Here is a 24,596-nt window from a genome sequence, read left to right as displayed (position 1 = left end):
CTTGTCCCGGCGTCACTTGCGCAGAGGATGCCATGACCGCCGTGCCGCTCATCGATCTCGCCGACCAGCGCGGCGTCGACCATGTCGCGCGGGCGATCGACCGGGCCTGTCGACACACGGGCTTCCTCCTCGTCACCGGGCACGGCGCGGACGCCGACACGATCGCTGCGGGATGGGCGGCGACGCGCGCCTTCTTCGACCGGCCGCTCGCCGAGAAGATGACCGCGGCGATGCCCTATCCGGGCTATCCCTATGGCTACAGCCCGGTCAAGGGCGAGACGCTCGCCGCCTCGCTCGGCGCGGCGCGGCCGGCCGATCTGAAGGAGACCTTCTCCTTCGGCCCGTCCGAGTTCCGCCGGCTCGACCACCGGCCGGCCGACGACGCCGAGGCCTTCGTCTTCTCCGCCAATCCCTGGCCGCTCGGCGGCGACGATTTCCGCCGCGCGGTGCGCGCCTATTACCGCGAGATGTCGGCGCTCGCCCGCCGCATCATGCGTTTCTTCGCTCGCGGGCTCGGCCTGCCGGACGAGCATTTCGAGCGTTTCGTCGACGCCGAGGCGAGCGCGCTGCGGCTCCTCAACTATCCCGACCTCGCCGAGGAGCCGGCACCCGGGCAGTTGCGCGCCGGCGAGCACTCCGATTACGGCTCGCTCACCATCCTGATGCAGGAGGACGCACCGGGCGGGCTCGAAGTGCTCGGCAGCGACGGCGCTTGGCACGCCGTGCCGGCGGTGGCCGACACCTTCGTCATCAATATCGGCGACCTGATGCAGCGCTGGACGAACGACGCCTGGCGATCGACGCTGCACCGCGTCGCCGTTCCGCCGAAGAGCGCCACCGGCGCGACGCGGCGCCAGTCGATCGCCTTCTTCCACCAGCCGAACTGGGATGCGGAGATCGCCTGCATCGAGACCTGCCTCGCCTCCGGCGCGCTGCCCAAATATGCGCCGGTCGGCTCCGGCGCCTATCTCGCCGCGAAATTCCGCTCGACGGTGGCAAAGGCATGAGCCGCCGGGCCGTCCTGCCGCGCGATCCCGCCGGCGGCGCGCTGGCGCGGATGTTGCGTGCGGCGGGCGCGCCGTTCCATCTTGGCACGTGCCTCGCGCCCGGCGGCGACGCCGGGGCGGCGAGGTCTTTCGGGGGTTCCGTTCGCGCATGTCGATCCTAGCCGCGCTTCGCCACGTCACCGAATACCGCTACGACCATGCGGTCACGCTCGCGCCGCAGGTCATCCGGCTGCGGCCGGCGCCGCATTGCCGCACCAAGGTGCCGAGCTATGCGCTCAAGGTTTCGCCGGCCAATCACTTCGTGAACTGGCAACAGGATCCGCACGGCAACTGGCAGGCCCGCTTCGTCTTCCCCGAGCCGACGCGCGAATTCCGCATCGAGGTCGACCTCATCGCCGAGCTCGAGGTCTATAATCCGTTCGACTTCTTCGTCGAACCCTATGCCGAGAAATTCCCCTTCACCTATGCGCCCGAACTCGCCGAGGAACTCGCCGCCTATCTGGCGCCGGAGCCGGCCGGGCCGCTGCTCGAACGGGCGCTCGCCGAAGTGCCGCGCGAGGAGCGGCCGATCGTCGACTTTCTCGTCTGGCTGAACCAGAAGCTGCAGGGCGACATCCGCTATCTGATCCGGATGGAGCCGGGCGTGCAGACGCCCGAGGAGACGCTCGAAAGCGCCGCCGGCTCCTGCCGCGACACAGGCTGGCTGCTCGTGCAGATGCTGCGCCATCTCGGCCTCGCCGCCCGCTTCGTCTCCGGCTACCTGATCCAGCTCCGCCCCGACGTGAAGGCGCTCGACGGGCCGTCCGGCACCGAGGTCGACTTCACCGACCTGCACGCTTGGGCGGAGGTCTATATTCCGGGCGCCGGCTGGGTCGGGCTCGACCCGACCTCCGGCCTCTTCACCGGCGAGGGGCATCTGCCGCTCGCCGCGACGCCGCATTACCGCTCGGCCGCGCCGATCACCGGCTCGTTCGCGGCGCCGCCCGGTACCAAGTCCGACTTCACCTTCGAGATGAAGGTCGAGCGGATCGCCGAGCAGCCGCGGGTGACGCTGCCCTTCTCGGACGAGAGCTGGGCCGCGCTCGACGCCCTGGGCCAGAAGGTCGACGCCGACCTCGCGGCGCAGGACGTGCGGCTGACCATGGGCGGCGAGCCGACCTTCGTGTCGATCGACGACTACCAGTCGGCGGAATGGAACACCGCGGCGGTCGGGCCGACCAAGCGGAGCCGCGCCGACGAGCTGATCCGGCGGCTGCGCGACCGCTTCGCGCCGGGCGGCTTCCTGCATTACGGCCAGGGCAAGTGGTATCCCGGTGAAAGCCTGCCGCGCTGGACCTTCGCGCTCTACTGGCGGCGCGACGGCAAGCCGATCTGGCGGAACGCCGCGCTGATCGCGGAGGAGGCGAAGCCGGCGGAGGCGAACGGCTCGGCGGCGAAGCGCTTCACCGAGCGGCTCGCCGGGGCGCTCGGCATCGCCCCGGGCTTCGTGCACCCCGCCTATGAGGACCCGGCGCACTGGATCCTGAAAGAACAGGACCTGCCCGAAAACGTCACGCCCGAGGATTCGAAGCTCGACGATCCGGAGGCGCGCGCCCGCATCGCGCGGGTCTTCGAGCGCGGTCTCGGCAATCCGACGGGGTACGTGCTGCCGGTGCAGCGCTGGCAGGCGAAGGCGCAGCCGCGCTGGATCTCGGAGCGCTGGCCGCTGCGGCGCGGCAAGATCTTCCTCGTGCCCGGCGACAGCCCGGTCGGCTATCGCCTGCCGCTCGCCACGCTGCCCTATGTGCCGGCCGCCTCCTATCCCTACATCATCCAGGCCGATCCCGGCTCCGTGCCGCAGGCGCTGCCCGATCCGGACGAGATCGCCTCGCACGTGCTCGCCCGCGCCGGCGCGGCGGGCGGGGAGGCCGACCGGACCGAGCAGGTCGACCAGTTCCTGACCGGCACGCGGGCGGTGCGCACCGCGCTCGCCGTCGAGCCGCGGGACGGCCGGCTCTGCGTCTTCATGCCGCCGACCGAGCGGCTCGAGGACTATCTCGAGATCCTGACCGCGATCGAGACGACGGCGGCCGAACTCGCTTTGCCGATCCATGTCGAGGGCTATCCGCCGCCGGTCGACCCGCGGCTCGACGTGATCAAGGTGACGCCGGACCCCGGCGTGATCGAGGTCAACATCCACCCCTCCGGCGACTGGACGACCTGCGTTTCGACGACCAGGGGGCTCTATGAGGATGCGCGGGCCTCGCGGCTCGGCACCGAGAAGTTCATGGTCGACGGTCGCCACACCGGAACCGGCGGCGGCAATCATGTCGTGGTCGGCGGGGCGCGGCCGGAGGACAGCCCGTTCCTGCGCCGCCCGGACCTCCTGAAGAGCCTCGTCCTCTACTGGCAGCGCCACCCCTCGCTGTCCTACCTGTTCTCCGGGCTCTTCATCGGCCCGACCAGCCAGGCGCCGCGCATCGACGAGGCACGGCACGATTCGCTCTACGAGCTCGAGATCGCGCTCGCCAAGGTGCCGCCGCCGGAATACGGGCCGCAGCCTCTGCCCTGGCTGGTCGACCGGCTGTTCCGCAACCTGCTCACCGACGTGACCGGCAACACGCACCGGGCGGAGATCTGCATCGACAAGCTCTATTCGCCGGACGGGCCGACCGGCCGGCTCGGGCTCGTCGAATTCCGCTCCTTCGAGATGCCGCCCGACTACCGGATGAGCCTCGCGCAGCAATTGCTGCTGCGGGCGCTGATCGCCTGGTTCTGGCGCACCCCGCAGCAGGGCAAGCTGACCCGCTGGGGCACGGCGCTGCACGACCGCTTCATGCTGCCGCACTTCGTCTGGGCGGACTTCCTCGACGTGCTCGGCGATCTCGGCCGCGCCGGCTATCCCTTCGAGCCGGTTTGGTTCGAGGCGCAGCGCGAATTCCGCTTCCCCTTGTGCGGCCGGATCGAGCAGCAGGGCGTGGCGCTCGAACTGCGGCAGGCGCTCGAGCCGTGGCACGTGCTCGGCGAAGAGGGGGCGGTCGGCGGCACGGTGCGCTACGTCGATTCCTCGGTCGAGCGGCTGCAGGTGCGCGTCGACGGCTTCGATCCGCGCCGCCACATCCTCGCCTGCAACGGCAGGCGGGTGCCGCTCGTCTCGACGGGTGCGACGGGGTCCTATGTCGGCGGCGTGCGCTACAAGGCCTGGCAGCCGGCCTCGGGCCTCCACCCGACGATCCCGGTGCACGCCCCGCTCACCTTCGACATCGTCGACCAGTGGTCGCACCGCTCGCTCGGCGGCTGCGTCTATCACGTCGCCCATCCGGGCGGGCGGAACTACGAGACCTTCCCGGTCAATTCCTACGAGGCGGAGGCGCGGCGGCTCGCCCGCTTCGAGGCGATCGGCCATACCGGCGGCACCTTCATGCCCATGCCGGAAATCCCCTCCGACGAATTCCCGGCGACGCTCGACCTGCGCCGCCCGGCCAATATCTGAGGCGGGGCGATGGCACGGGGGGAGAGTGCGGCGAAGCGGCGGGCGCGGGGGGAGCGCGCCGCCGCGCTGATCGCGGGGTACCGGCCGCTCGCCGGGGCGGCCGACGAGCTGATCGACCTGTCGGGCACGGTGCGGCCGCATTGGGGCCGGTTCGTCGAGACGCTCGCCGGGCTCGGCGTCGACGAGGTGGCGCGCCGCTTCCAGACCGCCGACCGGCATCTGCGCGATTCGGGCGTGGTGTTCCGCGCCTATGACGGGGAGGGCGGCGCCGAGCGGCCCTGGCCGCTGTCGCACGTGCCGGTGCTGATCGGGCCGGAGGAGTGGCGCCACCTCGAGGCCGGGCTCGTGCAGCGGGCCGAGCTGATGGACGCGATCCTCGCCGACGCCTATGGCGAGGGGAAGCTGCCGGCGACGGGTGCGCTGCCCGCCGCGGTGATCGCCGGGTCGGAGGAATATCTGCGGCCGCTCGTCGGCGCGAAGCCGATCGGCGGCCACCATCTGCGCATCTATGCCGCCGATGTCGGCCGCGGGCCGGACGGCCGCTGGTGGGTGATCTCCGACCGCGCGCAGGCGCCGTCGGGCGCGGGCTATGCGCTCGAGAACCGGCTGGCCCTGTCGCGCGCGCTCCCCGAAATCTATCGCGGCTTCCATGTCGAGCGGCTGGCGGGCTTCTTCCAGGCCTTCCGCGGCGGCCTCAACGCGCTCAACCGGCACGACACGCGCGTCGCGCTGCTCACCCCCGGACCGCTCAACGAGACCTATTTCGAGCACGCCTATCTCGCCCGCTATCTCGGCTTCGTGCTCGTCGAGGGCGACGATCTGACGGTGCGCGACGACGCGGTCTATCTGCGCACCATTTCGGGGCTCCGGCCGATCGACGTCATCCTGCGCCGGCTCGATTCGGATTTCGCCGACCCGCTCGAACTGAACCCTTCCTCGAAGCTCGGCGTGCCGGGACTCGCCCGTGCGGTGCGGAACCGCCAGGTGGCGATCGCCAATGCGCTCGGTTCCGGCCTCGTCGAGTCGAAGGCGCTGCTCGGCTTCCTGCCGGCGCTCGCCCGCCGCATTCTCGGGCGCGACCTGATCCTGCCGAACGTCGCCACCTGGTGGTGCGGCCAGACGCTCGAACGCGACCATGTGATCGAGAATCTCGACCGCATGGTGATCGCCCCGGCGCTCGGTGCGCGGGTGGCGGGCGTGCTCGACCGCGGGCCGGTGCTCGGCGCCGATCTCGGCGAGGCGGCGCGGGCGAAGCTCGTCGCGGCGATCGGCACGCGCGGCACCGATTTCGTCGGCCAGGAGGTGGTGCGGCTGTCGACGACGCCGGTCTGGCACGACGGCCGGCTGGTGCCGCGGCCCTGCATCCTGCGGCTCTATGTCGCCCGCACCGAGAGCGGCTGGAAGGTGATGCCGGGCGGCTTCTGCCGCATCTCCGAGCGGGAGGACGCGCGCGCCGTGACGCTGCAGCAGGGCGGCGCGTCGGCCGATGTCTGGGTGCTGTCGGACAAGCCGGTCGCCGAGACGACGCTCATTCCCTCCCCGGACGAGGTGGCCCTGCGCCGGCTGACGGCCAATCTGCCGAGCCGGGCGGCGGAGAACCTCTTCTGGCTCGGCCGCTATGTCGAGCGGACCGAGACGACGCTCAGGCTCGCCCGCGCGATCGCGGCGCGGATCGCCGACGAGGAGAACGAGCGCCGGGCGATCCGGCCGCTGATGGACATGCTCTGGCCGGCGCGCGAGGACGATCCCGAACGGGAGGCGATCCGTGCGGCGCCGGACAGGGCGGTCCGCGCCATCCTGTCGCGGGGCGGCGATTTCGGCGGCGTGCCGGCGCTCGCCACCTGGGCGCGGCGGGCGGCCTCGGTGATCCGCGACCGGCTGTCGCCGGATGCCTGGCGGGTGATCGCCGATCTCGAGGCGCAGGCGGCGCGGCCGCTGCGCGCCACGACCGAGGTCGAGATCATCGAGCGGATCGAGAATTCGCTGCGCCTCGTCGCCGCCTTCTCCGGCCTCGTGCAGGAGAACATGGTGCGCCACAATGGCTGGCGCTTCCTCGATCTCGGACGGCGGATCGAGCGCGGCATCGCGGTCGCCACCGCGACCCGCTTCCTCGGCGGGCCGGAGGCGCGCGGCGGGCGGCTCGAGGCGCTGCTCGAGCTCGCCGACAGCCAGATCGTCTACCGCATCCGCTACGAGATCGCCCCGGCCGCCGTGCCGGTGACCGATCTCGTGCTCCTCGATCCGGGCAATCCGCGCTCGCTCGCCTTTCAGGCCGAGCGGATCCGCGCCTCGCTCGAGAACCTGCCGGGGCACGCGCCGAACGGCATGCCGGCCGGCGCCGACCGGATCGCGACGCTGCTCTCGGCCGAACTCGCGACCGCCGACGCGGCCCGCCTCGACGCCGCCGCGATGCTCTCCTATGAACGCCGGCTGATGCAGATCTCCGACGAGATCGCGCTCGTCTATTTCACCCATCGCCGCCCCGCGCCGCCGCTCGGCGACGAGACGGTGTGAGCCCGCCGACGGATGCCGATGCTCTACGATGTGCGCCTCGTCAGCCGCTATCGCTATGAGGGGGGTGTGCTGTTCGCCCGCCAGGTGCTGCACCAGCTGCCCGTCGACCGGCCCGGCCAGCGGGTGATCGCCGCCGAGCTGACGATCGAGCCGCAGCCGACCGAACGGCGCGACGAGGCCGATTTCTTCGGCAACCGGATCACGGCGATCGCCATCGCCTTCCCGCACGACCGGCTGACGCTCGAAATGCGGGCGCGCATCGCGGTCGAGCCGCGGCCGCCCCCCGTGCCGGGGCTGACGCCGGCCTGGGAGGTGATCCGCCGCGCCGCGGTCGCCGAGACCTCGCTCGGCCCACGCTCGCCGGCGCATTACCTCTGGGCGAGCCGGGCCGTGCCGCTCGAACCGGCGATCGCCGATTATGTCGCGGAGAGCTTCACGCCCGGCCGGCCGGTGCTCGAGGCCGGGCTCGATCTGACCAAGCGGATCAAGCGCGACTTCACCTATGATCCGGCCGCCACCGACGTGACGACGCGGCCGATCGTGTCCTTCGAGCAGCGGGCCGGCGTCTGCCAGGATTTCGCGCACGTCATGATTTCGGGCTTGCGGGCGCTCGGCCTGCCGGCGATCTATGTCAGCGGCTTCCTGCGCACCGAGCCGCCGCCGGGCCGGCCGCGGCTCGAGGGCGCGGACGCCACCCATGCCTGGGTGGCGCTGTGGTGCGGCCGCGAAGCCGGCTGGATCGGCCTCGATCCGACCAATGGCGTCGCGGCGGGCGAGGACCATCTGGTGCTCGCGATCGGACGGGACTATGCCGACGCGGCGCCGGCGGACGGTGTCATCGTCACGGCGGGCGGCCATTCGCTCGACGTGGCAGTGGACGTGGTGCCGATCCGCAAGTAGAGCTTTGCGCCGGGTAACCGGGCGGACTGGAGATTTGCGCAGACACGCGCTATCAGAGCCGCACGAACGGGGAAGAATTCGCGGTTTGCCGAGGCAGAGCCGCGGCAGGAAGGGACCGACAGAGACGTCATGACCGCGCAATCGACCTTCGAGATCGTTGCCAATGTGATCGCCGAGACGAGCGAGATTCCGCGTGAGAAGATCACGCCGGAATCCCATTCGATCGACGATCTGGGCATCGACAGCCTCGACTTTCTCGACATCGTCTTCGCGCTCGACAAGAAGTTCGGGATCAAGATCCCGTTCGAGCGCTGGACGCAGGAGGTCAACGAGGGCAAGGCCTCCGTCGACGATTATTTCGTCCTGAAGAACCTCTGCGCCCGAATCGACGAACTCGTCGCCAAGAAGAACGCCGGCGCCTGACGGCGGGGCGACGGGGATCCCATGCGGCTCGAATATTTCGAGATGATCGACCGTGTCGTGGCGCTCGACCGCGACGCGGGGACGATCCACGCCCAGGCGGACGTTCCGGCGGTGAGCCCGATCTTCGAGGGGCATTTCCCCGGCCATCCGATCATGCCGGGCGTGCTGCTGCTCGAGACCATGGCACAGGCCGCCGGCTATCTCGCGCTCGCCCGCAACGGCCTCGTGCAGATGCCGTTCTTCGCCGGTTCGTCGAAGGCGAAATTCCGCCGCTTCGTCGTGCCGGACACGGTGATGGACATCCGCGCCAAGCTCGTCCACGACGGCTCGGGCTATGCCGTGTTCGAGACGCGCATCGACCAGGACGGCCGTGTCGCCGATGCCGAGGTGATGCTGCGGATCATGGATTTCCCGGCCGAGGACCTGCGTCAGGCGATGCTCGCGCGCGCCCGCACCATCGGTCTCGGCGCCGGGATCGAGGCGGAGCTCGCGCCATGACCGAGGTCTGGATCACCGGCATCGGCCTCGTCTCCTCGCTCGGCGAGGGGCTCGACGCGCATTTCGAGGCGCTTTCGGCGACCGCGCCGCAGCCGGTCGTCGAAGAGGCGCGCTTCGCGCCCTATCCGGTGCATCCGGTCGTCCGGCTCGAACTCGACAAGCAGATCCCGCGCAAGGCCGACCAGCGCCAGATGGAGCCCTGGCAGCGGCTCGGCACCTATGCGGCCGGCCTCGCGCTCGCCGATGCCGGCATCACCGGCAATGCCGAACTGCTGTCGCGGATGGACATGATCGTCGCGGCCGGCGGCGGCGAGCGCGACGTCGAGGTCGACAGCCAGATCCTCGCCGGGCTCGAGACCGCGGCCGATCCCGATTCCTTTCTCAACGAGCGGCTCTCCAACGACCTCCGCCCGACGCTCTTCCTCGCCCAGCTCTCCAACCTTCTCGCCGGCAACATCTCGATCGTCCACAAGGTGACCGGGTCGTCGCGCACCTTCATGGGCGAGGAGCTCGCCGGCGTCTCGGCGATCGAGATCGCGACGCGGCGGATCGCGAGCGGGCAGGGCGAGGTGTTCCTGGTCGGCGCGGCCTATAATGCCGAGCGGATCGACGTGCTCCTCAACCTCGCGCTCGGCGGCCACCTCTGGAAGGGCGCGCACGTCCCCGTCTGGACCCGCGAAGGGGAGGGCGGCGGGCTCGTCACCGGCTCGATGAGCGGCTTCCTGGTGCTCGAATCGCCGGACCACGCGAAGGCGCGCGGGGCGAAGCCCTATGCGCGGCTGCTCTCGGTGCTCTCCGACCGCTGCCGGCGCGCGCCGGGCGAGGCGACGGAGAACGGCCGCCGCGCCATCGAGACGCTGAAGCCGCTCCTCGGCGACCGGCCGGTCGCGGTCGTCTCCGGCGCCACCGGTGCCGCGCCGATCACCGGCGAGGAGCGCGACTTCCTCGCGGGCCTGCGCGAAGAGGGCCTCGTCGGCCCGGTCCGCGCGCTGACGAGCCTCGTCGGCGCCGGTTATGACGCGACCTTCCCGGTGCTCGTCGCGCTCGCGGCCCTCGCCCTGTCGCGCGGGGCCTTTTACGGCAGCGACGATCCGACCGCTTTCGAAGGCGAGACGGGGGATGCGCCCGAGCGTATCCTCGTCAATTGCTGGGGACATTGGCGGGGCGAGGGCATGGCGCTGCTCGCCGCGGCAGACTGAAGGAGACGGCGGATGGCGGAGCCGCTCAAGGATCACAGCGGACGGCCGGTGGTCGCCGTCACCGGCTATGGCGTCGTGACCTCGCTCGGCCAGGGCGTCGCAGACAACTGGGCGGCGCTCACTTCCGGGCGCTCCGGCATCCACCGCATCACGCGCTTCCCGACCGACCATCTGCGCACGACGATCGCCGGCACTGTGGATTTCCTCTGCGACCCCGAGACGCCCTCGCCGGTGCGCACCGAGCGGCTGGCGCAGACGGCGGCCGAAGAGGCGATCGCCATGGCGGGCTTCGAGCCCGGCCGGTCCTTTCCCGGCATGCTGTTCATGGCGGTGCCGCCGGTCGAACTCGAATGGCCGGCGCGGCGCGCGATCTACCGGCAGGCCGGCGACACGGGCGATGCCTATCCGCGGATGATCGAGGCGGCGCTCCGCCACAATGACAGGGCGCTCTACGAGCTGACGCTCTACGGCAATGTCGCCGACCGGATGGCCGACCGCTTCGGCACGCGCGGCGCGCCGATCTCGCTGTCGACCGCCTGTGCCTCGGGCGCGACGGCGATCCAGCTCGGCGTCGAGGCGATCCGCCGCGGCGAGACGGACCGGGCGCTCGTCATCGGCACGGACGGCTCGGTGCAGGTCGAGGCGGTGATCCGCTTCTCGCTTCTTTCGGCGCTGTCGACGGCCAATGACGATCCGGCCGCCGCCTCGAAGCCGTTTTCGAAGAATCGCGACGGGTTCATCATCGCCGAGGGCGCCGGCGCGCTGGTGCTCGAGGACTATGAGCGGGCGAAGGCGCGCGGCGCGACGATTCTCGGCGTCATCCGCGGCGTCGCGGAGAAGGCGGACGACTTCCACCGCACCCGCTCGAAGCCGGACGGCTCGCCGGTGATCGCGGCGATCCGCCAGGCGCTCGACGATGCCGGCGTCGGCCCGGAGGCGATCTCCTACATCAACGCGCACGGCACCTCGACGCCGGAGAACGACAAGATGGAGGCGATGTCGCTCGAGGCGGTGTTCGGCCCGGCGATCGCCTCGGTGCCGATCAGCTCCAACAAGTCGATGATCGGCCATACGCTGACCGCGGCCGGCGCCGTCGAGGCGGTGTTCTCGCTCGAGACGATCCGCAACGGCCTGATCCCGCCGACGATCAACCACAATGTGCCGGATCCCTCGATCCAGCTCGACGTGGTGCCGAACGTCGCGCGGGCCGCGAACGTGTCGATGGTGCTGTCGAACTCGTTCGGCTTCGGCGGCCAGAACGCCTGTCTCGTGGTGGCGGCCGAGCCGGCCTGACCCGGGCGCCGGCGCGGGGCGGCCTCGGGCCGCCTCAGCCCGCCTCGGAGCCCTCCCGGCGGGCGGCGGCGACGGTCGGCCCGAACACGGCCTCGAACTGGCCCCTCAGCACCGAATCGACTTCGGGCATCGTAACGATGTGGCCGAGATCGGCGAGGCTCGTCACGCCATGGGCGGCGACGCCGCACGGCACGATGCCCTCGAAATGGGAGAGCTCCGGCTCGACATTGAGCGCGACGCCGTGGAAGGTCACCCAGTGGCGGACGCGGATGCCGATCGCCGCGATCTTGTCCTCGGCGCCCGGCCCCTTGTCCGGCCGCCGCACCCAGACGCCGACCCGATCCTCGCGCCGCTCGCCGCGGATGGCGAAGGCGTCGAGCGTGCCGATCAGCCAGGCTTCGAGCGCGCCGACGAAGCGGCGCACATCCCGCCGCCGGCGGGTGAGGTCGAGCATCACATAGGCGACCCGCTGGCCGGGGCCGTGATAGGTGTATTGCCCGCCGCGGCCGCTGCGGAAGACCGGGAAGCGGTCGGGCGCGAGCAGGTCCTTCGGATCGGCGCTGGTGCCGGCGGTGTAGAGCGGCGGATGCTCGACCAGCCAGACCAGCTCGTCGGCCGTGCCGGCGGCGATCGCCGCGGCGCGCGCCTCCATGAAGGCGACGGCCTCGTCATAGGGGACGAGCCCCTCCTCGATCGCCCAGGCGACCGGCGGCGCCCCCTCCGCCGCGCGGAAGGCTTCCCGCGGGGGCAAGGCGGGCTGCGGGATCGGCGTCAGCGTGTCGAGCATGGGCGGTGTCCGTCGGGGCGCTCGGGCCCTGCGGACGGGCGGCGCCCCCCGCAGATAAGCCCGCCGCGGTCTCGGGGGAAGGGGGGAAGACCCTCCCCCTTCGCGTCCAGGCTCGCTTCGCTCGCCAAGACGCGAAGCCCTCCCCCGCGAGCGGGAGAGGGGGGCTCGGCCGGGCGGTTCGCTCCGGAGCGGTCGGGGGTGTTCCCTCGCGGCGGATGTCACTAACCTTTGCGGACGGCGCCCGGCAGGACGGGCGCGACGCTTTGGGAGGAGCGGCCATGGTGGAATTCGGCATTCACGGCACGGTGTGGGTCGGCGGCTGGACCCGGGAGGACGCGGAGAAGACGATCGGCAGCGCGGCGCGGCTCGGCTATGACCGGGTCGAGATCCCGGTTTTCGATCCGGACCGTTTCGACGCCCCGCACACGAAGGCGCTGCTCGCCGAACACCGTCTGAAGGCGGGGGTGAGCCTCGGCCTCTCCACGGACCAGGACATTTCGAGCGCCGACACGGCGGTGGTCGAGCGCGGCGCGGCGCATCTGAGGAAGGTGCTCGACCTCACCGCGGCGATCGGCGGCGACTATCTCGGCGGGGTGATCTTCTGCGCGCTCCACAAATACCGCCAGGCGGTCGACCCGAAGGGCCGGGAGAATTCCGTCGCGGTGATTCGCGAGATCGCGCGGGCGGCGCGCGGGCACGGCATCGACATCGGGCTCGAGGCGGTCAACCGCTACGAATCGAACCTCATCAACACCGGCGGCCAGGCGCTCCGCTTCATCGACGCGGTCGGCGAGGACAATGTCTACGTCCATCTCGACAGCTATCACATGAACATCGAGGAGGGGGACAATGCCGGAGCGATCGCGCTCTGCGGCGACCGGCTCGGCTATTTCCACGTCAATGAGAGCCATCGCGGCTATCTCGGCACCGGCAACATCCTGTTCACGCCGATGTTCCGGGCGCTCGCCCGGATCGGCTTCGAGCGCACCATCGCCTTCGAGGCGTTCTCGACCGCGGTGACCAATCCGGTGCTCTCCGGCATGGTCGCGGTGTGGCGCGACCTCTGGCAGGACAGCGACGATCTCGCCGCCCATGCGCTCGCCTATATGAAGCGGGAGATGGCGGACGCAGTGCGGGCGGAGGACATTGTTGCAAACCGGTGACCGGCCGCTTGTGTCGCCGGATTCGATTTGCTACACGGTCGCCGCGCCGGTTCGCCGGCGGTGTTCGCGGTTGTGGCGGAATTGGTAGACGCGCAGCGTTGAGGTCGCTGTGGGGCAACCCGTGGAAGTTCGAGTCTTCTCAACCGCACCAAATTCTTTCGGCCCCCGACCGCAGACGCGGCGGGGGCCGAGGCTTTTTCGGGGACGGTGATCCCCGCGCCGGCGGCGCCCGGCGCTTTTTCTTTGCCGCACCGCGGCAGCGGGGCTAAGACCCCCGGAACGGGCTTCGACCCCGGAACGGCGCAGGATGCCGAAAGGGTATGGGCGCCGTCTTCTCACCCGCAGCCGGCACGCGTCACGGAGGGCCCATGGCGGACGAGACGAGCCTTCCCGACGATGCGCCCGCCGCCTTCGCGCCGCCGCCGCTGCGCGACGAGGACGACGCGATCTCGGCCGGCTTTCTCGAGGCGCTGCGGGAGACGCTCGCGACCGGCGACCGCGACACCGCCCGCCTGCTGACCGAGGACCTGCACGAGGCCGATCTCGGCGCGATTCTCGAGGCGCTCGAACCCGAGGAGCGGACCGGGCTGATCCAGTTGCTCGGCACGGCCTTCGATTTCACCGCGCTGACCGAGCTCGACGAATCGGTTCGCGTGCAGATCCTCGAGGAACTGCCCGCGGCCGCCGTCGCGGAGGGTGTGCGCGAGCTCGATTCGGACGACGCCGTCTACATCCTCGAAGACCTCGACGCCGCCGAGCAGGCGGAGATCCTCGCCCAGATCCCCTCGATCGAGCGGCAGGCGCTGAAGCGCAGCCTCGACTATCCGGAGGAATCGGCCGGCCGGCGCATGCAGACGGAGTTCGTCGCGGTGCCGCCCTTCTGGACCGTCGGCCAGACGATCGACTACATGCGCGAAGAGGAGGACCTGCCGGAGTCCTTCTACGAGATCTTCGTCGTCGATCCGGCCTTCCATCTCCTCGGCACGGTGGCGCTGTCGCACGTGCTGCGCTCGAAGCGGCCGACGCCGATCTCCGAACTGGTCGACGAGGCGCACCATCTTGTGCCCGCCACCGAGGATCAGGAGGAGGTGGCGCGGATGTTCGAGCGCTACAATCTCGTCTCGGCCGCGGTCGTCGACGAGGACGGGCGGCTCGTCGGCGTGCTGACGATCGACGACATCGTCGACGTCATCCAGGAGGAGGCGGACGAGGACCTGAAGGCGCTCGCCGGCGTCAATGCCGAGGAGGAGATCTCCGATACGGTGCTGTGGACGGCGCGCAGCCGCTTCCCCTGGCTGTTCGCCAACATGTTCACCGCTTTCGTCTCGGCCTCGGTGATCGGCGCCTTCGAGAGCGCGATCGCCGGCATGGTGGCGCTCGCCGTGCTGATGCCGATCGTCGCCTCGATGGGCGGCAATGCCGGCACGCAGGCGATGGCCGTCACCGTGCGGGCGATCGCGACGCGCGAGCTGCGCGGCCGCACGGCGCGGCGCGTGCTGGCGCGCGAGCTCTCCGTCGGCTTCCTCAACGGCGCGGTGCTCGCCTGCTTCGTCGGCTCGCTCGCCGGTTTCTGGTTCGGCGACCCGCATCTCGGCGTCGTCATCGGCATCGCGCTGGTGCTCAACCTCATCGTCGCCGGTACCGTCGGCGTGCTCGTGCCGATGACGCTCGACAAGCTGAAGGTCGACCCGGCGGTCGCTTCCTCGGTGTTCGTGACGATGACCACCGACTCGGTCGGCTATCTCGCCTTTCTCGGCCTCGCCACCTGGTGGTTCGCGCTGCGCTGAGGCGTGTCGCGCCGTGTTTAGCGGCCGGACAATTCGTGACACTTCGGCCAGTCGACATCCCGCCCGGAATTGCTAGACAAAACGCAACGAAATCCGCGCGAGGAGAGGCGCTCTGTCCGTTGCCCCGATCAGGACCGCCGTCGTCGGCCTCGGCTATTTCGGCTCCTTCCACGCCCGCCATCACGCCGCCAACCCCAAGGCGACGCTGGTCGCCGTCGTCGATGCGGATCCGGCGCGGCGCAACCTCGTCGCGGCGGAATACGGCGCGGCGGCGCTCGCCGGTCATCGCGACCTGATCGGGCGGGTCGACGCGGTCTCCGTGACGGTGCCGACCTCGCTGCATCATGCGGTCGCGGCCGATCTCCTCGATGCCGGCATCCACGTGCTGGTCGAGAAGCCGATCGCCGCGACGCTCGAGGAGGGGCGCGATCTCGTCGCCCGCGCCGATGCGTCGGGCGCCGTCCTGCAGGTCGGCCATATCGAACGCTTCTCGCCGGTGTTCCGGGCGCTCGCCGAACGGGCCGCCGCGCCGCGCCATATCGAGGCGGTGCGGATCGCGCCGTGGAAGGGCAGGGCGGTCGACGTCGACGTCGTGCTCGACCTGATGATCCACGACATCGACCTCGTGCTGGCGCTCGCCGGGCCGGACGCCGCCGTCACCACGGTCGAGGCGACCGGCGCGGCGGTGCGCGGGGCCACCAATGACTGGGCGCGGGCGGAGGTCGGCTTCTCGACCGGCCTCGTCGCCGTCATCGAGGCGAGCCGGATCGCCCCGCTGAGCGAGCGGCGGATGACCGTCGCCACGGCCGGGGGCACGTTCATCGCCGATTTCGCGGCGCGGCGGCTCTCCGATGCGGCGGGCGCGGCGACCGAGTTCGCGGCGAGCGACAATCTCGCAGCCGAGATCGACGGCTTCCTCGACGCGGCGGCGGGGCGTGGACCCGTGCCGGTCGACGGCCGGGCGGGCAATGCCGCGCTCGACCTCGCCGAGCGGATCCGCCACGCGATCCAGAATTCTCCCGCCCGGTCTTCGGCCGGGCTCGTGTCCTGAGGTCATCCATGGTCACCGCCGTTCGCCCCGTCTCCGTGCAGCCGGGCCGCGTCGCCTTCTTCGACCTGCAGCGGCAGCAGCGCCGGCTCGCCGACGACGTCCGGCAGCGGATCGACGCCGTGCTGGCGCACGGGCAGTTCGTGCTCGGGCCGGAGGTCGACGAGCTCGAGAAGGCGCTCGCCGCCCGCTCGGGCGCGAAGCAGGCGATCGCCGTGTCCTCCGGCCGCGACGCGCTGATGATCGGCCTGATGGCGCTCGGCGTCGGCCCGGGCGACGCGGTCTTCGTGCCCGCCTTCACCTTCGCCGCCACCGCGGGCGCGGTGTGTTCGGTCTCGGCGACGCCGATCTTCGTCGATGTCGATCCCGACACCTTCAACATGGATCCCGCCGATCTGGCGCGGGCCGTCGCCGAGGTCGAGGCGGCGGGCGTGCTCGAGCCCCGCGTCGTCATGCCGGTCGATCTCTACGGCCTGCCGGCCGACTATCCGGCGATCGGCGCGATCGCCGCGGCGCACGGCATGACGGTGTTCGCCGATTCCGCGCAGAGCTATGGCGGCGCGCTCGGCAACCGCAAGGTCGGGGCGCTCGCGCCGATCACCGCGACGAGCTTCTACCCGACCAAGCCGCTCGGCTGCTATGGCGACGGCGGCGCGATCCTGACCGAGGACGACGGCCTCGCCGAGGCGGTGCGCACCATCCGCTCGCACGGGCGGCAGGGCACCGGCGACGTCGCCGTGCGGCACGGCGTCACCGGCCGGCTCGACACCATCCAGGCGGCGATCCTGAACGCCAAGCTGACCGTGTTCGACGACGAGCTCGACCGGCGCGAGGCGATCGCGAAGCGCTACGATGCGGCGTTTGCCGGCGTGCTCGGCCTGCAGAGCCGGCCCGAGGGCTATCGCAGCGCGCACGCCCTCTACACCGTGAAGGTCGCCGACCGCGATGCCCTCAAGGCGCGGCTCGACGCCGAGGGGATCGGCAACGCCTTCTTCTACCGCGTGCCGCTGCACCGCCACCCGGCGTTTGCCGATGCCCCGGTGCGGCCGCTGCCCGCCTCCGAAGATGTCGCCGCCGCCGTGATCAGCCTGCCGATGAACCCCGATCTCTTCGACGACGAGGTCGAGCGGGTGATCGCGAGCGTCCTTTCGGCCGTCGAAAACGCCTGACGGCCTTCGGCGTTTATGCCATAGAGAAAAAAGGGGGCAAGGCGGTCGGCGGACTACCGCCGGTTTTGGGGCTGTGGCGTGCTCGATATCCGGACGCTGATCACCGTTCTCGCCATCCTGTCGCTCGTCGCGGCGGGCGGGCTGTTGCTGTCCTGGGGGCGACGGCCGGAGCGGTTTCATCTTCTCCTGTGGACGCTCGCCGGCGTGATCGGCGGGATCGGCGCGCTGCTCTCGGTCTCCCGCGCCATCGTCGGCATGCCGGTCGCGATCATCATCGGCAATGCGATGACGCTCGCCAGCCTCGCCCTCGTCTGGCTCGGCCTCAGAGCCTTCGAGGAGCGCAAACTGCCCTGGCTGCCGGCGACCGCGGTGCCCGGCGTCTGGCTCGTCGCCTGTCTCTATCCGCCCTTTTTCGACGATCTCGGCGTCCGCGTCGCGCTGTTCTCAGCGCTCGCGGCGATAGCCTCGTTGGGCGGGGCGGAGGCGATCTGGCGCGACGGCACGAGTCGCTTCGCGCCGCGCAGCCTGCTGTTCGGCATTCTGCTCTTCCATGCCGGGTTCTGTGTCGCCCGAACGGCCTATGCCGGCGTCGTCGAGATGCCCGGCGACCTGTTCGCCTCGAACCCGCTCGTCTCGATCAGCCTCATCGAACAGGTGCTCGCCCTGTTCTCCGCCGTGCTCGCCGGCCACGCCATGGTGCGCGAGCGGGACGCGGCCGAACTGCGGCGCGAGGCGCAGCGCGACCCGCTGACAGGGCTCTATAACCGGCGCGGCTTCTCCGACGAGGCGCAGGCGGCGGCCGCGCGGGCGGCCCGCGAAGGCGTCTCGGTCGCCATGCTCGCCTTCGATCTCGACCGCTTCAAGCAGATCAACGATTCGTTCGGCCATGCCGCCGGCGACGCGGTGCTGCGCGCCTTCGCCGAGGTGCTCAAGGCGACGCTGCGCGATACCGATCCGGTCGGTCGCACCGGCGGCGAGGAATTCATGGCGCTGCTGCCCGGCGCCGACGCGGCGCGCGGCACGGTGGTCGCCGAGCGGGTGCGGCAGCGCTTCGCGCGGGTCGCCGTCGATTACGGAGGCGCCCGTGTCGCGACGACGGTCAGCGTCGGCGTGGCGGCGGCGACGGCGGCGAGCGCCGATCTGGGCGCGCTTTCCGCCTGCGCCGACCGGGCGCTCTACGAGGCGAAGCGCGACGGGCGCGACCGGGTGCGCGGCGTGCAGGCGCTCGCCGGCTGAGAGGCGGGGCGCGACGCGGCGATGTTCTTCTATGCCTCGAAGCTCGTCTGGATCGCCGCGCAGCCGAGCACGCTCCTCCTTCTGCTGCTTCTCGTCGGCCTGGTCCTGCTCCTCGCCGGCCGGCGCCGGGCGGGCACCCGTGTCGTCGCGGCGGCGACGCTCTGCCTGATGGTCGCCGGCTATGGCCCGGTCGGCGCGCTGCTCTTCTCGCCGCTCGAGGAACGCTTTCCGAGGCCGGCGCTCGACGCGCCGGTCGCCGGCATCATCGTGCTCGGCGGCGCGGTCGATCCGCGCGTCGGCGCGGCGCGGGGTGCCGTATCGCTGTCCGAGAGCGCCGAACGGATGACCGAAGCCGTCACGCTGTCGCGCCGTCATCCGGAGGCGCAGATCGTCTTCACCGGCGGCTCGGCGGCGCTGTTTCCCGACGGGCTGACCGAGGCGCAGGCGGCGCTCCGCTTCTTCGAGGCGATGGGTGTGCCGGCGGAGCGGATCATCGTCGAGGACAAGAGCCGCAACACGGCGGAGAACGCGGCCTTCACCCGCGCGCTGATCGCGCCCGGCCCGGGCGGGCGCTGGCTGCTCGTCACCTCGGCCTTCCACATGCCGCGCGCGATCGGCTGTTTCCGCGTCGCCGGATTCCCGGTCGTGCCCTGGCCGGTCGACTATCAGTTCGCCGGGCCGGACGATGTCTGGCGGATCGGCACCAGCCTGCCGGGCGGGCTCGGCCGGCTCGACCAGGCGGTGCGCGAATGGCTCGGCCTCGTCGCTTACCGGCTGACCGGGCGGACGGACGCGCTCTTTCCCGCGCCCGATCAGGCGGCGGGCGGACCGAGCCTGTAGACGCCCTTGAACTCCTTCGGGTCGACCGGGCGGCCCTTCCGCCGGATCGAGAGCGCGCCGGCGAGCGCGAGCGAGACGGCGGCTCGGCGAACGGCCGGCATCAGCTTGCTCCAGGCCTTCGGATCGCTGCCGGCGAGCGCCCGGGCGACCGCCTCGGGCGACGCCGTGCCCTCCGGCCCGGCTTCCGCGACGAGACGCAGCATCGTTTCGCGGATGTCCGCCTCGGCGGGCCTCGCCGTCATGTCGCACGCGGCTGCTGCGGCGGTGCGGGGGGCACCGGCGGCGCATTGAGCGCGGCGAGGGCGATGCGGGCGGAGATCGAGAAGAACTGCCGGTGCACCAGTACGGCGAAGACCAGCGCGGTCGCGGCGATGAAGAACCAGGCGTTGACGAACCAGCCGAGATAGCCGAGCGCGAAGAAGAAGGAGCGCAGGCCGTGATTGAAATGGCGGCCGGCCGCGACGGTGAACTCGCCCGCCCGGTCGGCGGCGGCGATGGTCTCGGGGTCGTGCGCGTGCGCCGCACCGGGCACGGCGCCGAGGAAGATCGTCGCGTAGTTGAAGAGCCGGTAGGACCAGGCGAACTTGAAGAAGCCGTAGATGAACATCGCGGTGAGGCCGAGCGCCTTGAACTCGAACACGCCGCGCGGGATCTCCTCCTCGAGGGCGAGATCGCGGAACACGCCATAGACCTGATCGGTCGAGCCGAGCAGCGCGAAGCCGCCGCCGATGGCGAGCAGCGCGGTCGAGGCGAAGAAGGCCGTGCCGTTCTGCAGGCCGGCCATGATCGCCGTGTCGATCATCCTGAGGTCGCGCCGCAGCATGGTGCGCATCCAGCGGCGGCGCTGTTCGTCCATCGCCGCGGACAGGCAGCGGCCGCGGCGCGTCGCCTCGCGCACGACGAGGCTGTAGCCGACCCAGGCGATGCCGAACCAGGCGAGCGCGACGAGATCGAGGGGGGAAAGATCGAGCACGGCCGTCCCCAACGATCCCTTGCCTCAACCCCGGCCGGCGACGAGCCGCGCCAGGGGCCGGCGCAGCACGACCGCGATGAGCACGACGAGGAGGCCGGCGCCGCCGAACACCGGCGAGCGGGCGAGCATGCCGAGCGACGTGCAGGCGAGGCCGGCGATGATGCCGATCGTCGCGATCCGGCTCGCCAGACGGTCGAGCTCGGCCTTGGTCGTCGGGGAACGGGGTTCGCTCGGCATCGCCACCTCTCCTCAAGGCTCTAGGCGAGGCCGCGGCGGCGTTCAAGCGGCCGGCTGTGGAAAATCGGCGGGAGCATTTGACCGCGACGTCGCAGCGGCGGAGCTTGAGCCCATGACGCTCCATCTGATCAAGCTCTGCGTCGGCGTCGACAGCGTCGAGGAACTCGCCGCTTGGATCGAGGAGGACCTCGCCCGGCAGCGCGGCGCCGGCCTCGTGCCGGAGGACAGCCACACGACACGGATGACGCCGAAGCGGACCGAGGCGCTGCTCGACGGCGGCTCGCTCTATTGGGTGATCCGCGGCCAGGTGCTGGTGCGCCAGCGGCTGCTGGCGCTCGAGGCGGTGACCGGCGCCGACGGCATCGGCCGCTGCAAGCTGGTGCTCGAGCCGGTGCTCGTGAGGACCGTGCCGCAGCCCCGCCAGCCCTTCCAGGGCTGGCGCTATCTGGAGCCGAAGGATGCGCCGGCCGATCTCGGTGCCCGCACCGCCGGCGCGGACGACCTGCCGGACGCCCTACGCGCCGAGCTCGCCGCCATCGGCCTGTTCTGACCCGCCGGCCTCCGCGGCCGCGGGTTCGGTGGGGTCGGCAGGCGGGGTGTCGAACGGGGCCGCCTCCGCCTCCGCCGGCGCGATCTCCGGCTCCGCGGCGGCGGCCGCGGCACCGGCCGTGCCGGGGGAGGGAACGGCGACGTTGTCGATCAGCCGGGTGCGGCCGAGCCAGGCGGCGGCGAGCAGCCGGAGCGGCTCGGCGGCGGCATCCGCGACCTCGGCGAGCGTCTCGGCGTTCCTGAGCGCCACATAGTCCGGCCGGAAGCCGGCCTTCTCGAGCGTCTGGCGGGCGGCGGCGAGCACCTCCGCGACTTCGAGGCCGACCTCGATCTCCTCCGCGGCCTCGGCGAGCGCGGCGTGCAGCTTCGGCGCGATCGCCCGCTCCTCGGCCGAGAGATAGGCGTTGCGCGAGGAGAGGGCGAGGCCGTCGCCCTCGCGCACCGTCGGCAGGCCGACGATGTCGGTCGGCAGGCGGAGATCGGCGACCATGCGGCGGATGACGAGGAGCTGCTGATAATCCTTCTCGCCGAAGAAGGCGGCGTCCGGCATGCCGGCGAGCAGAAGCTTCGACACGACGGTCGCCACGCCGCGGAAGAAATGAGGCCGGAAATCGCTCTCGAGGCCGAGCGCCGGGCCGCCCTCGACCGAGACCGCGGTGACATGGCCGGCCGGATACATTTCGTCGGGGAGGGGAGCGAAGACGGCGTCGGTGCCGACCGCGGCGAGCTGGTCGAGATCGCTGTCCTCGGTGCGCGGATAGGCGGCGAAATCCTCGTTCGGGGCGAACTGGGTCGGGTTGACGAAGATCGTCGCGATCACCCGGTCCTGCCGCGCCTTGGCGGCCCGGACGAGCGAGACGTGACCGGCATGGAGCGCCCCCATGGTCGGCACCATGCCGACGGTGAACCCAGCGGCCCGCCATGTGCCGACCAGCGCGCGGAGCGCGTCGATGCTGCGAAAGACGGGCGGGTGGAACAACATGGCGGCACTCTCCGGCGGCGGACCACCGCATCTAGCAGATCGGGGCCGGCGCGTCCCGATCCGCGATTGCCAGGCGGAGCCTCGCACCCCATAGAGGGCGGGTCGCATCCGGAGCCGCCGCCGCCATGGGCCTGATCGCCCCCGCTCTCGCCCTGCTCGCCCTGTCGGTCGGGCTCGCCTTTCTGGTCTTCGGCCCCAAAGCGGGGGCTGAGAAGATCCTGAGCCGCGGCCTCGCCGGCGGGCTCGTCGCGCTCGGCACACTGCTCATGCTGACGGGGCGGCTGCCGCTCGGCATCGCGATCGCCGGCTTCGGCTTCGCGGCGCTGAAGGGGGATCTGCCGGCCCTGTTCGGCCGGCGAGGCGGCGGGCGGATCGTCAAGGACGGCCGCGGCCGGCTCACGGTGGCGAAGGGGCGGCACGCCGGCAAGCCGCTCGACAAGCTCGGCCGGACGGAGCTGCTCGAGCTGTGGCGGGAGGTCGCCCGCAGCCCGGGCGACCGCTCAATGCTCGAACACTATCTCGACCGCAGGGCGCCCGGCTGGCGTGAACACGTCGATGGCGATTCGGCAGGGCGGGCGGGCGGCGCGACGCGCCCGGGCACCATGACAGAGGAGGAGGCCTACCAGATCCTTGGCCTTCCGCCCGGCGCCGGCGAGCAGGAGATCCGAGAGGCCTGGCGCCGCCTGATGAAGGGGGTCCATCCTGACCAGGGCGGATCGACCTTCCTGGCCGCCAAGCTCAACGAGGCTAAGGACAGGCTTCTCGGCAAACATCGCTAGCTCCCGACGCGAGACAGAGGAGACGATGGGGAAAGGGGCGGCGGTCCGGGCTCACCGGCGGATGGCGAGGCAGGAGAAATCGTGCTTCTCGAGCTTGCCGCAGGCCGCCCATGCGGCGTCCTTGTCCGAGAAGCCGGCGAAGCGGGCGCGATAGAGCGTCGACTTGCCCTTCTTCACGGTCTCGACCTGCGGCACCGCCTGGGCGAGCAGCTGCGGCGCCGCCGCCCGGGCCTTGTCGAGCATCGAATCGGCGCCCGCGGCGGTCGGCGACGCGGCGATCTGGATCTTCCAGCCCGAATCGGCCGAGGCGGTCATGATCGCCGCGGCGTCGGCGGCACCGCCGTCGTCGATGTCGCCCTGCGCGATCTCCTCGTCGTCGTTGCGGGCGAGCGGGTTGGCGACCGGCACGACGGAGGCGGTGACGACCTTCGGGTCGGCGACCGGCTTGTCCTCGGCGGCCACGACCGCGTCATAGACGTCGACCGTCTCGGGTTCGTCGGCGACGATGCTGCCGACCTCCTCGGCCGCCGCGACGAGTTCCGGGCGCGGCCGCGGCGAGGGGGCGAGGGCGAGAAGCGCAGGCGCGGCGTCCTCCTGGCCGGCACGGGCGATCAGCGCGCCGCCCGAACGGCGCGAGGCCTTGCCGATATACTGCTCGAGGAGCGCCTGCATCTGCGCGTCGCGGGCGCGGCCCGACGTGCCGCCGATCACGGTGGCGACCAGATGGCGGCCGTTGCGGCGCATCGAGGAGACGAGGTTGAAGCCGGAGGCGCGGATATAGCCGGTCTTGATGCCGTCGACGCCGTCGACCCGGCCGAGCAGATTGTTGTGGCCGTTGATCGTCCGGCCGCGGAACACGAAGCTGCGGGTCGAGAAATACTTGTAATATTCGGGGTAGTGCTCGGCGAGCGCGCGGCCGAGGGTGGCCATGTCGCGGGCCGTCGACACCTGGCCGGGATTGGGCAGGCCCGAGGCGTTGCGGAAGGTGGTGTTGGTCATGCCGATGCGGCGGGCGGTCGAGGTCATCCGCTTCGCAAAGGCCGATTCGGAGCCGGCGAGGTTCTCGGCGATCACCACAGCGGCGTCGTTCGCCGACTTGGTGATCAGGCCGAGCATCGCCTCGCGCACGCTGATCGTCGAGCCGACCTTGAGGCCGAGCTTGGTGGGGGACTGCGCCGCGGCGAAGGCGGAAACCTTCAGCCGGGTGTCCATCGTCAGCTTGCCGCTGTCGAGTGCCCCGAACAGCAGATAGAGCGTCATCATCTTGGTGAGCGAGGCCGGATAGCGCGGCGAATCCGCGTTCTTGGCGTGCAGCACCTTGCCGGTATTCGCATCGACGACGATCGCGGCATACTTCGCGGCATGGGCGACGACCGTGGTCGCCCCCGAAACGGCCGCCACAACCATGAGGCCCGCAAGGGCATTGCGCACCGCACGCAAGCCCAGGCGGCCGAAGGGTTTGGTGCCCTGCAGCATGAAGTCCACTCTCCGTCTCGCCCCGCCCGTGGCCCCCACGCGGCGGGTAGTTTCAAAGATTGCCTCGACACCGGGTCGAATTTGCGGCGGTCCTGCGGCGCTGCGCAAGTCCCGTCTTCCAAATCGGCCGGCAAGAGGCGGCTTTCGACGAAACCGAAGGCTCGATCCGGACCGCCCCTTGATCGGCGCGATGGCGACCCGGTCCAATGCGCTCGCCGCAGAGGCTAGGGCCGACGCCGTTACGAATCGGTAAAAGCCGACGAT

General features: G+C 71.2%; 22 protein-coding genes and 1 tRNA gene. 17 read left to right on the top strand and 6 right to left on the bottom strand.

From position 1 onward, the window contains the following. The first annotated feature begins 32 nt into the window (after positions 1-32). The 8 genes from GGQ63_RS16160 to GGQ63_RS16125 all read left to right on the top strand — a co-directional run bounded on the left by GGQ63_RS16160 (position 33) and on the right by GGQ63_RS16125 (position 11,306). Positions 33-1,007: an isopenicillin N synthase family dioxygenase gene (locus GGQ63_RS16160; protein WP_183857647.1), complete on the top strand. Its 975-nt coding sequence runs from the start codon at positions 33-35 to the stop codon at positions 1,005-1,007. Positions 1,008-1,155: 148 nt separating this feature from the next. Continuing rightward, the gene (locus GGQ63_RS16155; RefSeq protein WP_183857646.1) at positions 1,156-4,479 is read left to right on the top strand and encodes a transglutaminase family protein; all 3,324 of its coding nucleotides are present in this window, start codon (positions 1,156-1,158) and stop codon (positions 4,477-4,479) included. 9 nt (positions 4,480-4,488) lie between these two features. Then, on the top strand, positions 4,489-6,993 hold the full coding sequence (locus GGQ63_RS16150; RefSeq protein WP_183857645.1) for a circularly permuted type 2 ATP-grasp protein: 2,505 nt from the start codon (positions 4,489-4,491) through the stop codon (positions 6,991-6,993). A gap of 18 nt (positions 6,994-7,011) precedes the next feature. After that, complete coding sequence (locus tag GGQ63_RS16145) at positions 7,012-7,893, top strand: transglutaminase family protein (protein WP_183857644.1); 882 nt, start codon at positions 7,012-7,014, stop codon at positions 7,891-7,893. Positions 7,894-8,022: 129 nt separating this feature from the next. Beyond that, positions 8,023-8,316 carry an acyl carrier protein gene (locus GGQ63_RS16140; protein ID WP_183857643.1) on the top strand — a complete coding sequence of 98 codons (294 nt, stop codon included), beginning with the start codon at positions 8,023-8,025 and terminating at the stop codon, positions 8,314-8,316. A gap of 21 nt (positions 8,317-8,337) precedes the next feature. Beyond that, entirely contained in the window at positions 8,338-8,814 is a 477-nt protein-coding gene (locus tag GGQ63_RS16135; protein WP_183857642.1) for a 3-hydroxyacyl-ACP dehydratase FabZ family protein, read from the top strand. Then, positions 8,811-10,013: a beta-ketoacyl-ACP synthase gene (locus tag GGQ63_RS16130; RefSeq protein ID WP_183857641.1), complete on the top strand. Its 1,203-nt coding sequence runs from the start codon at positions 8,811-8,813 to the stop codon at positions 10,011-10,013. Before GGQ63_RS16135 ends, GGQ63_RS16130 begins: the two co-directional genes overlap by 4 nt. A 12-nt stretch (positions 10,014-10,025) precedes the next feature. Further along, complete coding sequence (locus GGQ63_RS16125; RefSeq protein ID WP_183857640.1) at positions 10,026-11,306, top strand: beta-ketoacyl-ACP synthase; 1,281 nt, start codon at positions 10,026-10,028, stop codon at positions 11,304-11,306. A 34-nt stretch (positions 11,307-11,340) separates the two neighbouring features. Here the strand turns inward: GGQ63_RS16125 and lipB are convergent, their stop codons facing one another. Next, positions 11,341-12,093 carry a lipoyl(octanoyl) transferase LipB gene (lipB, locus tag GGQ63_RS16120; RefSeq protein WP_183857639.1) on the bottom strand — a complete coding sequence of 251 codons (753 nt, stop codon included), beginning with the start codon at positions 12,091-12,093 and terminating at the stop codon, positions 11,341-11,343. Positions 12,094-12,371: 278 nt separating this feature from the next. Here lipB and GGQ63_RS16115 point away from each other — a divergent pair, with 278 nt between their 5' ends. The 7 genes from GGQ63_RS16115 to GGQ63_RS16085 all read left to right on the top strand — a co-directional run bounded on the left by GGQ63_RS16115 (position 12,372) and on the right by GGQ63_RS16085 (position 19,336). Further along, entirely contained in the window at positions 12,372-13,256 is an 885-nt protein-coding gene (locus tag GGQ63_RS16115; protein ID WP_183857638.1) for a sugar phosphate isomerase/epimerase family protein, read from the top strand. A 66-nt stretch (positions 13,257-13,322) separates the two neighbouring features. After that, positions 13,323-13,407 (top strand) — tRNA-Leu (locus GGQ63_RS16110). A 217-nt stretch (positions 13,408-13,624) separates the two neighbouring features. Next, on the top strand, positions 13,625-15,043 hold the full coding sequence (gene mgtE, locus GGQ63_RS16105; protein ID WP_183857637.1) for a magnesium transporter: 1,419 nt from the start codon (positions 13,625-13,627) through the stop codon (positions 15,041-15,043). Positions 15,044-15,134: 91 nt separating this feature from the next. Then, positions 15,135-16,094: a Gfo/Idh/MocA family oxidoreductase gene (locus GGQ63_RS16100; RefSeq protein ID WP_183857789.1), complete on the top strand. Its 960-nt coding sequence runs from the start codon at positions 15,135-15,137 to the stop codon at positions 16,092-16,094. 8 nt (positions 16,095-16,102) lie between these two features. Further along, complete coding sequence (locus tag GGQ63_RS16095) at positions 16,103-17,260, top strand: DegT/DnrJ/EryC1/StrS family aminotransferase (RefSeq protein WP_183857636.1); 1,158 nt, start codon at positions 16,103-16,105, stop codon at positions 17,258-17,260. Between the two features lie 78 nt (positions 17,261-17,338). Beyond that, complete coding sequence (locus GGQ63_RS22370; protein WP_183857635.1) at positions 17,339-18,496, top strand: diguanylate cyclase; 1,158 nt, start codon at positions 17,339-17,341, stop codon at positions 18,494-18,496. A gap of 21 nt (positions 18,497-18,517) precedes the next feature. Continuing rightward, the gene (locus tag GGQ63_RS16085; protein WP_183857634.1) at positions 18,518-19,336 is read left to right on the top strand and encodes a YdcF family protein; all 819 of its coding nucleotides are present in this window, start codon (positions 18,518-18,520) and stop codon (positions 19,334-19,336) included. Here the strand turns inward: GGQ63_RS16085 and GGQ63_RS16080 are convergent. The 3 genes from GGQ63_RS16080 to GGQ63_RS16070 are packed head-to-tail and all read right to left on the bottom strand — an operon-like array spanning position 19,309 to position 20,546. Next, positions 19,309-19,578, bottom strand: coding sequence for a DUF3253 domain-containing protein (locus tag GGQ63_RS16080; protein WP_183857633.1), 270 nt, complete (start codon positions 19,576-19,578; stop codon positions 19,309-19,311). The genes GGQ63_RS16085 and GGQ63_RS16080 overlap by 28 nt on opposite strands. Then, complete coding sequence (locus GGQ63_RS16075; protein ID WP_183857632.1) at positions 19,575-20,309, bottom strand: DUF599 family protein; 735 nt, start codon at positions 20,307-20,309, stop codon at positions 19,575-19,577. Before GGQ63_RS16075 ends, GGQ63_RS16080 begins: the two co-directional genes overlap by 4 nt. Before the next feature lie 24 nt (positions 20,310-20,333). Next, on the bottom strand, positions 20,334-20,546 hold the full coding sequence (locus GGQ63_RS16070) for a hypothetical protein (protein ID WP_183857631.1): 213 nt from the start codon (positions 20,544-20,546) through the stop codon (positions 20,334-20,336). A 112-nt stretch (positions 20,547-20,658) separates the two neighbouring features. Here GGQ63_RS16070 and GGQ63_RS16065 point away from each other — a divergent pair, with 112 nt between their 5' ends. Then, on the top strand, positions 20,659-21,096 hold the full coding sequence (locus GGQ63_RS16065; protein WP_183857630.1) for a DUF1489 family protein: 438 nt from the start codon (positions 20,659-20,661) through the stop codon (positions 21,094-21,096). On the opposite strand, the gene panC is transcribed toward GGQ63_RS16065, so the two are convergent. Continuing rightward, on the bottom strand, positions 21,061-22,077 hold the full coding sequence (panC, locus tag GGQ63_RS16060) for a pantoate--beta-alanine ligase (RefSeq protein ID WP_183857629.1): 1,017 nt from the start codon (positions 22,075-22,077) through the stop codon (positions 21,061-21,063). The genes GGQ63_RS16065 and panC overlap by 36 nt on opposite strands. Before the next feature lie 125 nt (positions 22,078-22,202). On the opposite strand from panC, the gene GGQ63_RS16055 reads away from it, so the two are divergent. Continuing rightward, positions 22,203-22,856 (top strand): DnaJ domain-containing protein, encoded by a 654-nt coding sequence (locus GGQ63_RS16055; protein WP_210308545.1) that lies wholly within the window; start codon positions 22,203-22,205, stop codon positions 22,854-22,856. Positions 22,857-22,907: 51 nt separating this feature from the next. Here GGQ63_RS16055 and GGQ63_RS16050 read toward each other — a convergent pair whose 3' ends face one another. Beyond that, the gene (locus tag GGQ63_RS16050; protein WP_246429835.1) at positions 22,908-24,332 is read right to left on the bottom strand and encodes an SPOR domain-containing protein; all 1,425 of its coding nucleotides are present in this window, start codon (positions 24,330-24,332) and stop codon (positions 22,908-22,910) included. Between the last annotated feature and the right edge of the window lie 264 nt (positions 24,333-24,596).

The sequence above is a fragment of the Prosthecomicrobium pneumaticum genome, assembly GCF_014199915.1.
In the GTDB taxonomy this organism is placed as follows: Bacteria; Pseudomonadota; Alphaproteobacteria; order Rhizobiales; family Kaistiaceae; genus Prosthecomicrobium; species Prosthecomicrobium pneumaticum.
Note: the sequence above shows the minus strand (reverse complement) of the source record. Positions and strands in the feature narration are given on the sequence as shown.

Bases quoted from the DNA above. Each gene is read 5' to 3' on its own strand.
- GGQ63_RS16055 (WP_210308545.1), top strand. From the start codon at position 22,203: ATGGGCCTGATCGCCCCCGCTCTCGCCCTGCTCGCCCTGTCGGTCGGG.
- GGQ63_RS16135 (WP_183857642.1), top strand. From the start codon at position 8,338: ATGCGGCTCGAATATTTCGAGATGATCGACCGTGTCGTGGCGCTCGAC.
- GGQ63_RS16070 (WP_183857631.1), bottom strand. From the start codon at position 20,546: ATGCCGAGCGAACCCCGTTCCCCGACGACCAAGGCCGAGCTCGACCGT.
- lipB (WP_183857639.1), bottom strand. From the start codon at position 12,093: ATGCTCGACACGCTGACGCCGATCCCGCAGCCCGCCTTGCCCCCGCGG.
- GGQ63_RS16080 (WP_183857633.1), bottom strand. From the start codon at position 19,578: ATGACGGCGAGGCCCGCCGAGGCGGACATCCGCGAAACGATGCTGCGT.
- GGQ63_RS16065 (WP_183857630.1), top strand. From the start codon at position 20,659: ATGACGCTCCATCTGATCAAGCTCTGCGTCGGCGTCGACAGCGTCGAG.
- GGQ63_RS16115 (WP_183857638.1), top strand. From the start codon at position 12,372: ATGGTGGAATTCGGCATTCACGGCACGGTGTGGGTCGGCGGCTGGACC.
- panC (WP_183857629.1), bottom strand. From the start codon at position 22,077: ATGTTGTTCCACCCGCCCGTCTTTCGCAGCATCGACGCGCTCCGCGCG.
- GGQ63_RS16145 (WP_183857644.1), top strand. From the start codon at position 7,012: ATGCTCTACGATGTGCGCCTCGTCAGCCGCTATCGCTATGAGGGGGGT.
- GGQ63_RS16155 (WP_183857646.1), top strand. From the start codon at position 1,156: ATGTCGATCCTAGCCGCGCTTCGCCACGTCACCGAATACCGCTACGAC.
- GGQ63_RS16095 (WP_183857636.1), top strand. From the start codon at position 16,103: ATGGTCACCGCCGTTCGCCCCGTCTCCGTGCAGCCGGGCCGCGTCGCC.
- GGQ63_RS16140 (WP_183857643.1), top strand. From the start codon at position 8,023: ATGACCGCGCAATCGACCTTCGAGATCGTTGCCAATGTGATCGCCGAG.
- GGQ63_RS16085 (WP_183857634.1), top strand. From the start codon at position 18,518: ATGTTCTTCTATGCCTCGAAGCTCGTCTGGATCGCCGCGCAGCCGAGC.
- GGQ63_RS16125 (WP_183857640.1), top strand. From the start codon at position 10,026: ATGGCGGAGCCGCTCAAGGATCACAGCGGACGGCCGGTGGTCGCCGTC.
- GGQ63_RS16150 (WP_183857645.1), top strand. From the start codon at position 4,489: ATGGCACGGGGGGAGAGTGCGGCGAAGCGGCGGGCGCGGGGGGAGCGC.
- GGQ63_RS16130 (WP_183857641.1), top strand. From the start codon at position 8,811: ATGACCGAGGTCTGGATCACCGGCATCGGCCTCGTCTCCTCGCTCGGC.
- GGQ63_RS16050 (WP_246429835.1), bottom strand. From the start codon at position 24,332: ATGCTGCAGGGCACCAAACCCTTCGGCCGCCTGGGCTTGCGTGCGGTG.
- GGQ63_RS16160 (WP_183857647.1), top strand. From the start codon at position 33: ATGACCGCCGTGCCGCTCATCGATCTCGCCGACCAGCGCGGCGTCGAC.
- mgtE (WP_183857637.1), top strand. From the start codon at position 13,625: ATGGCGGACGAGACGAGCCTTCCCGACGATGCGCCCGCCGCCTTCGCG.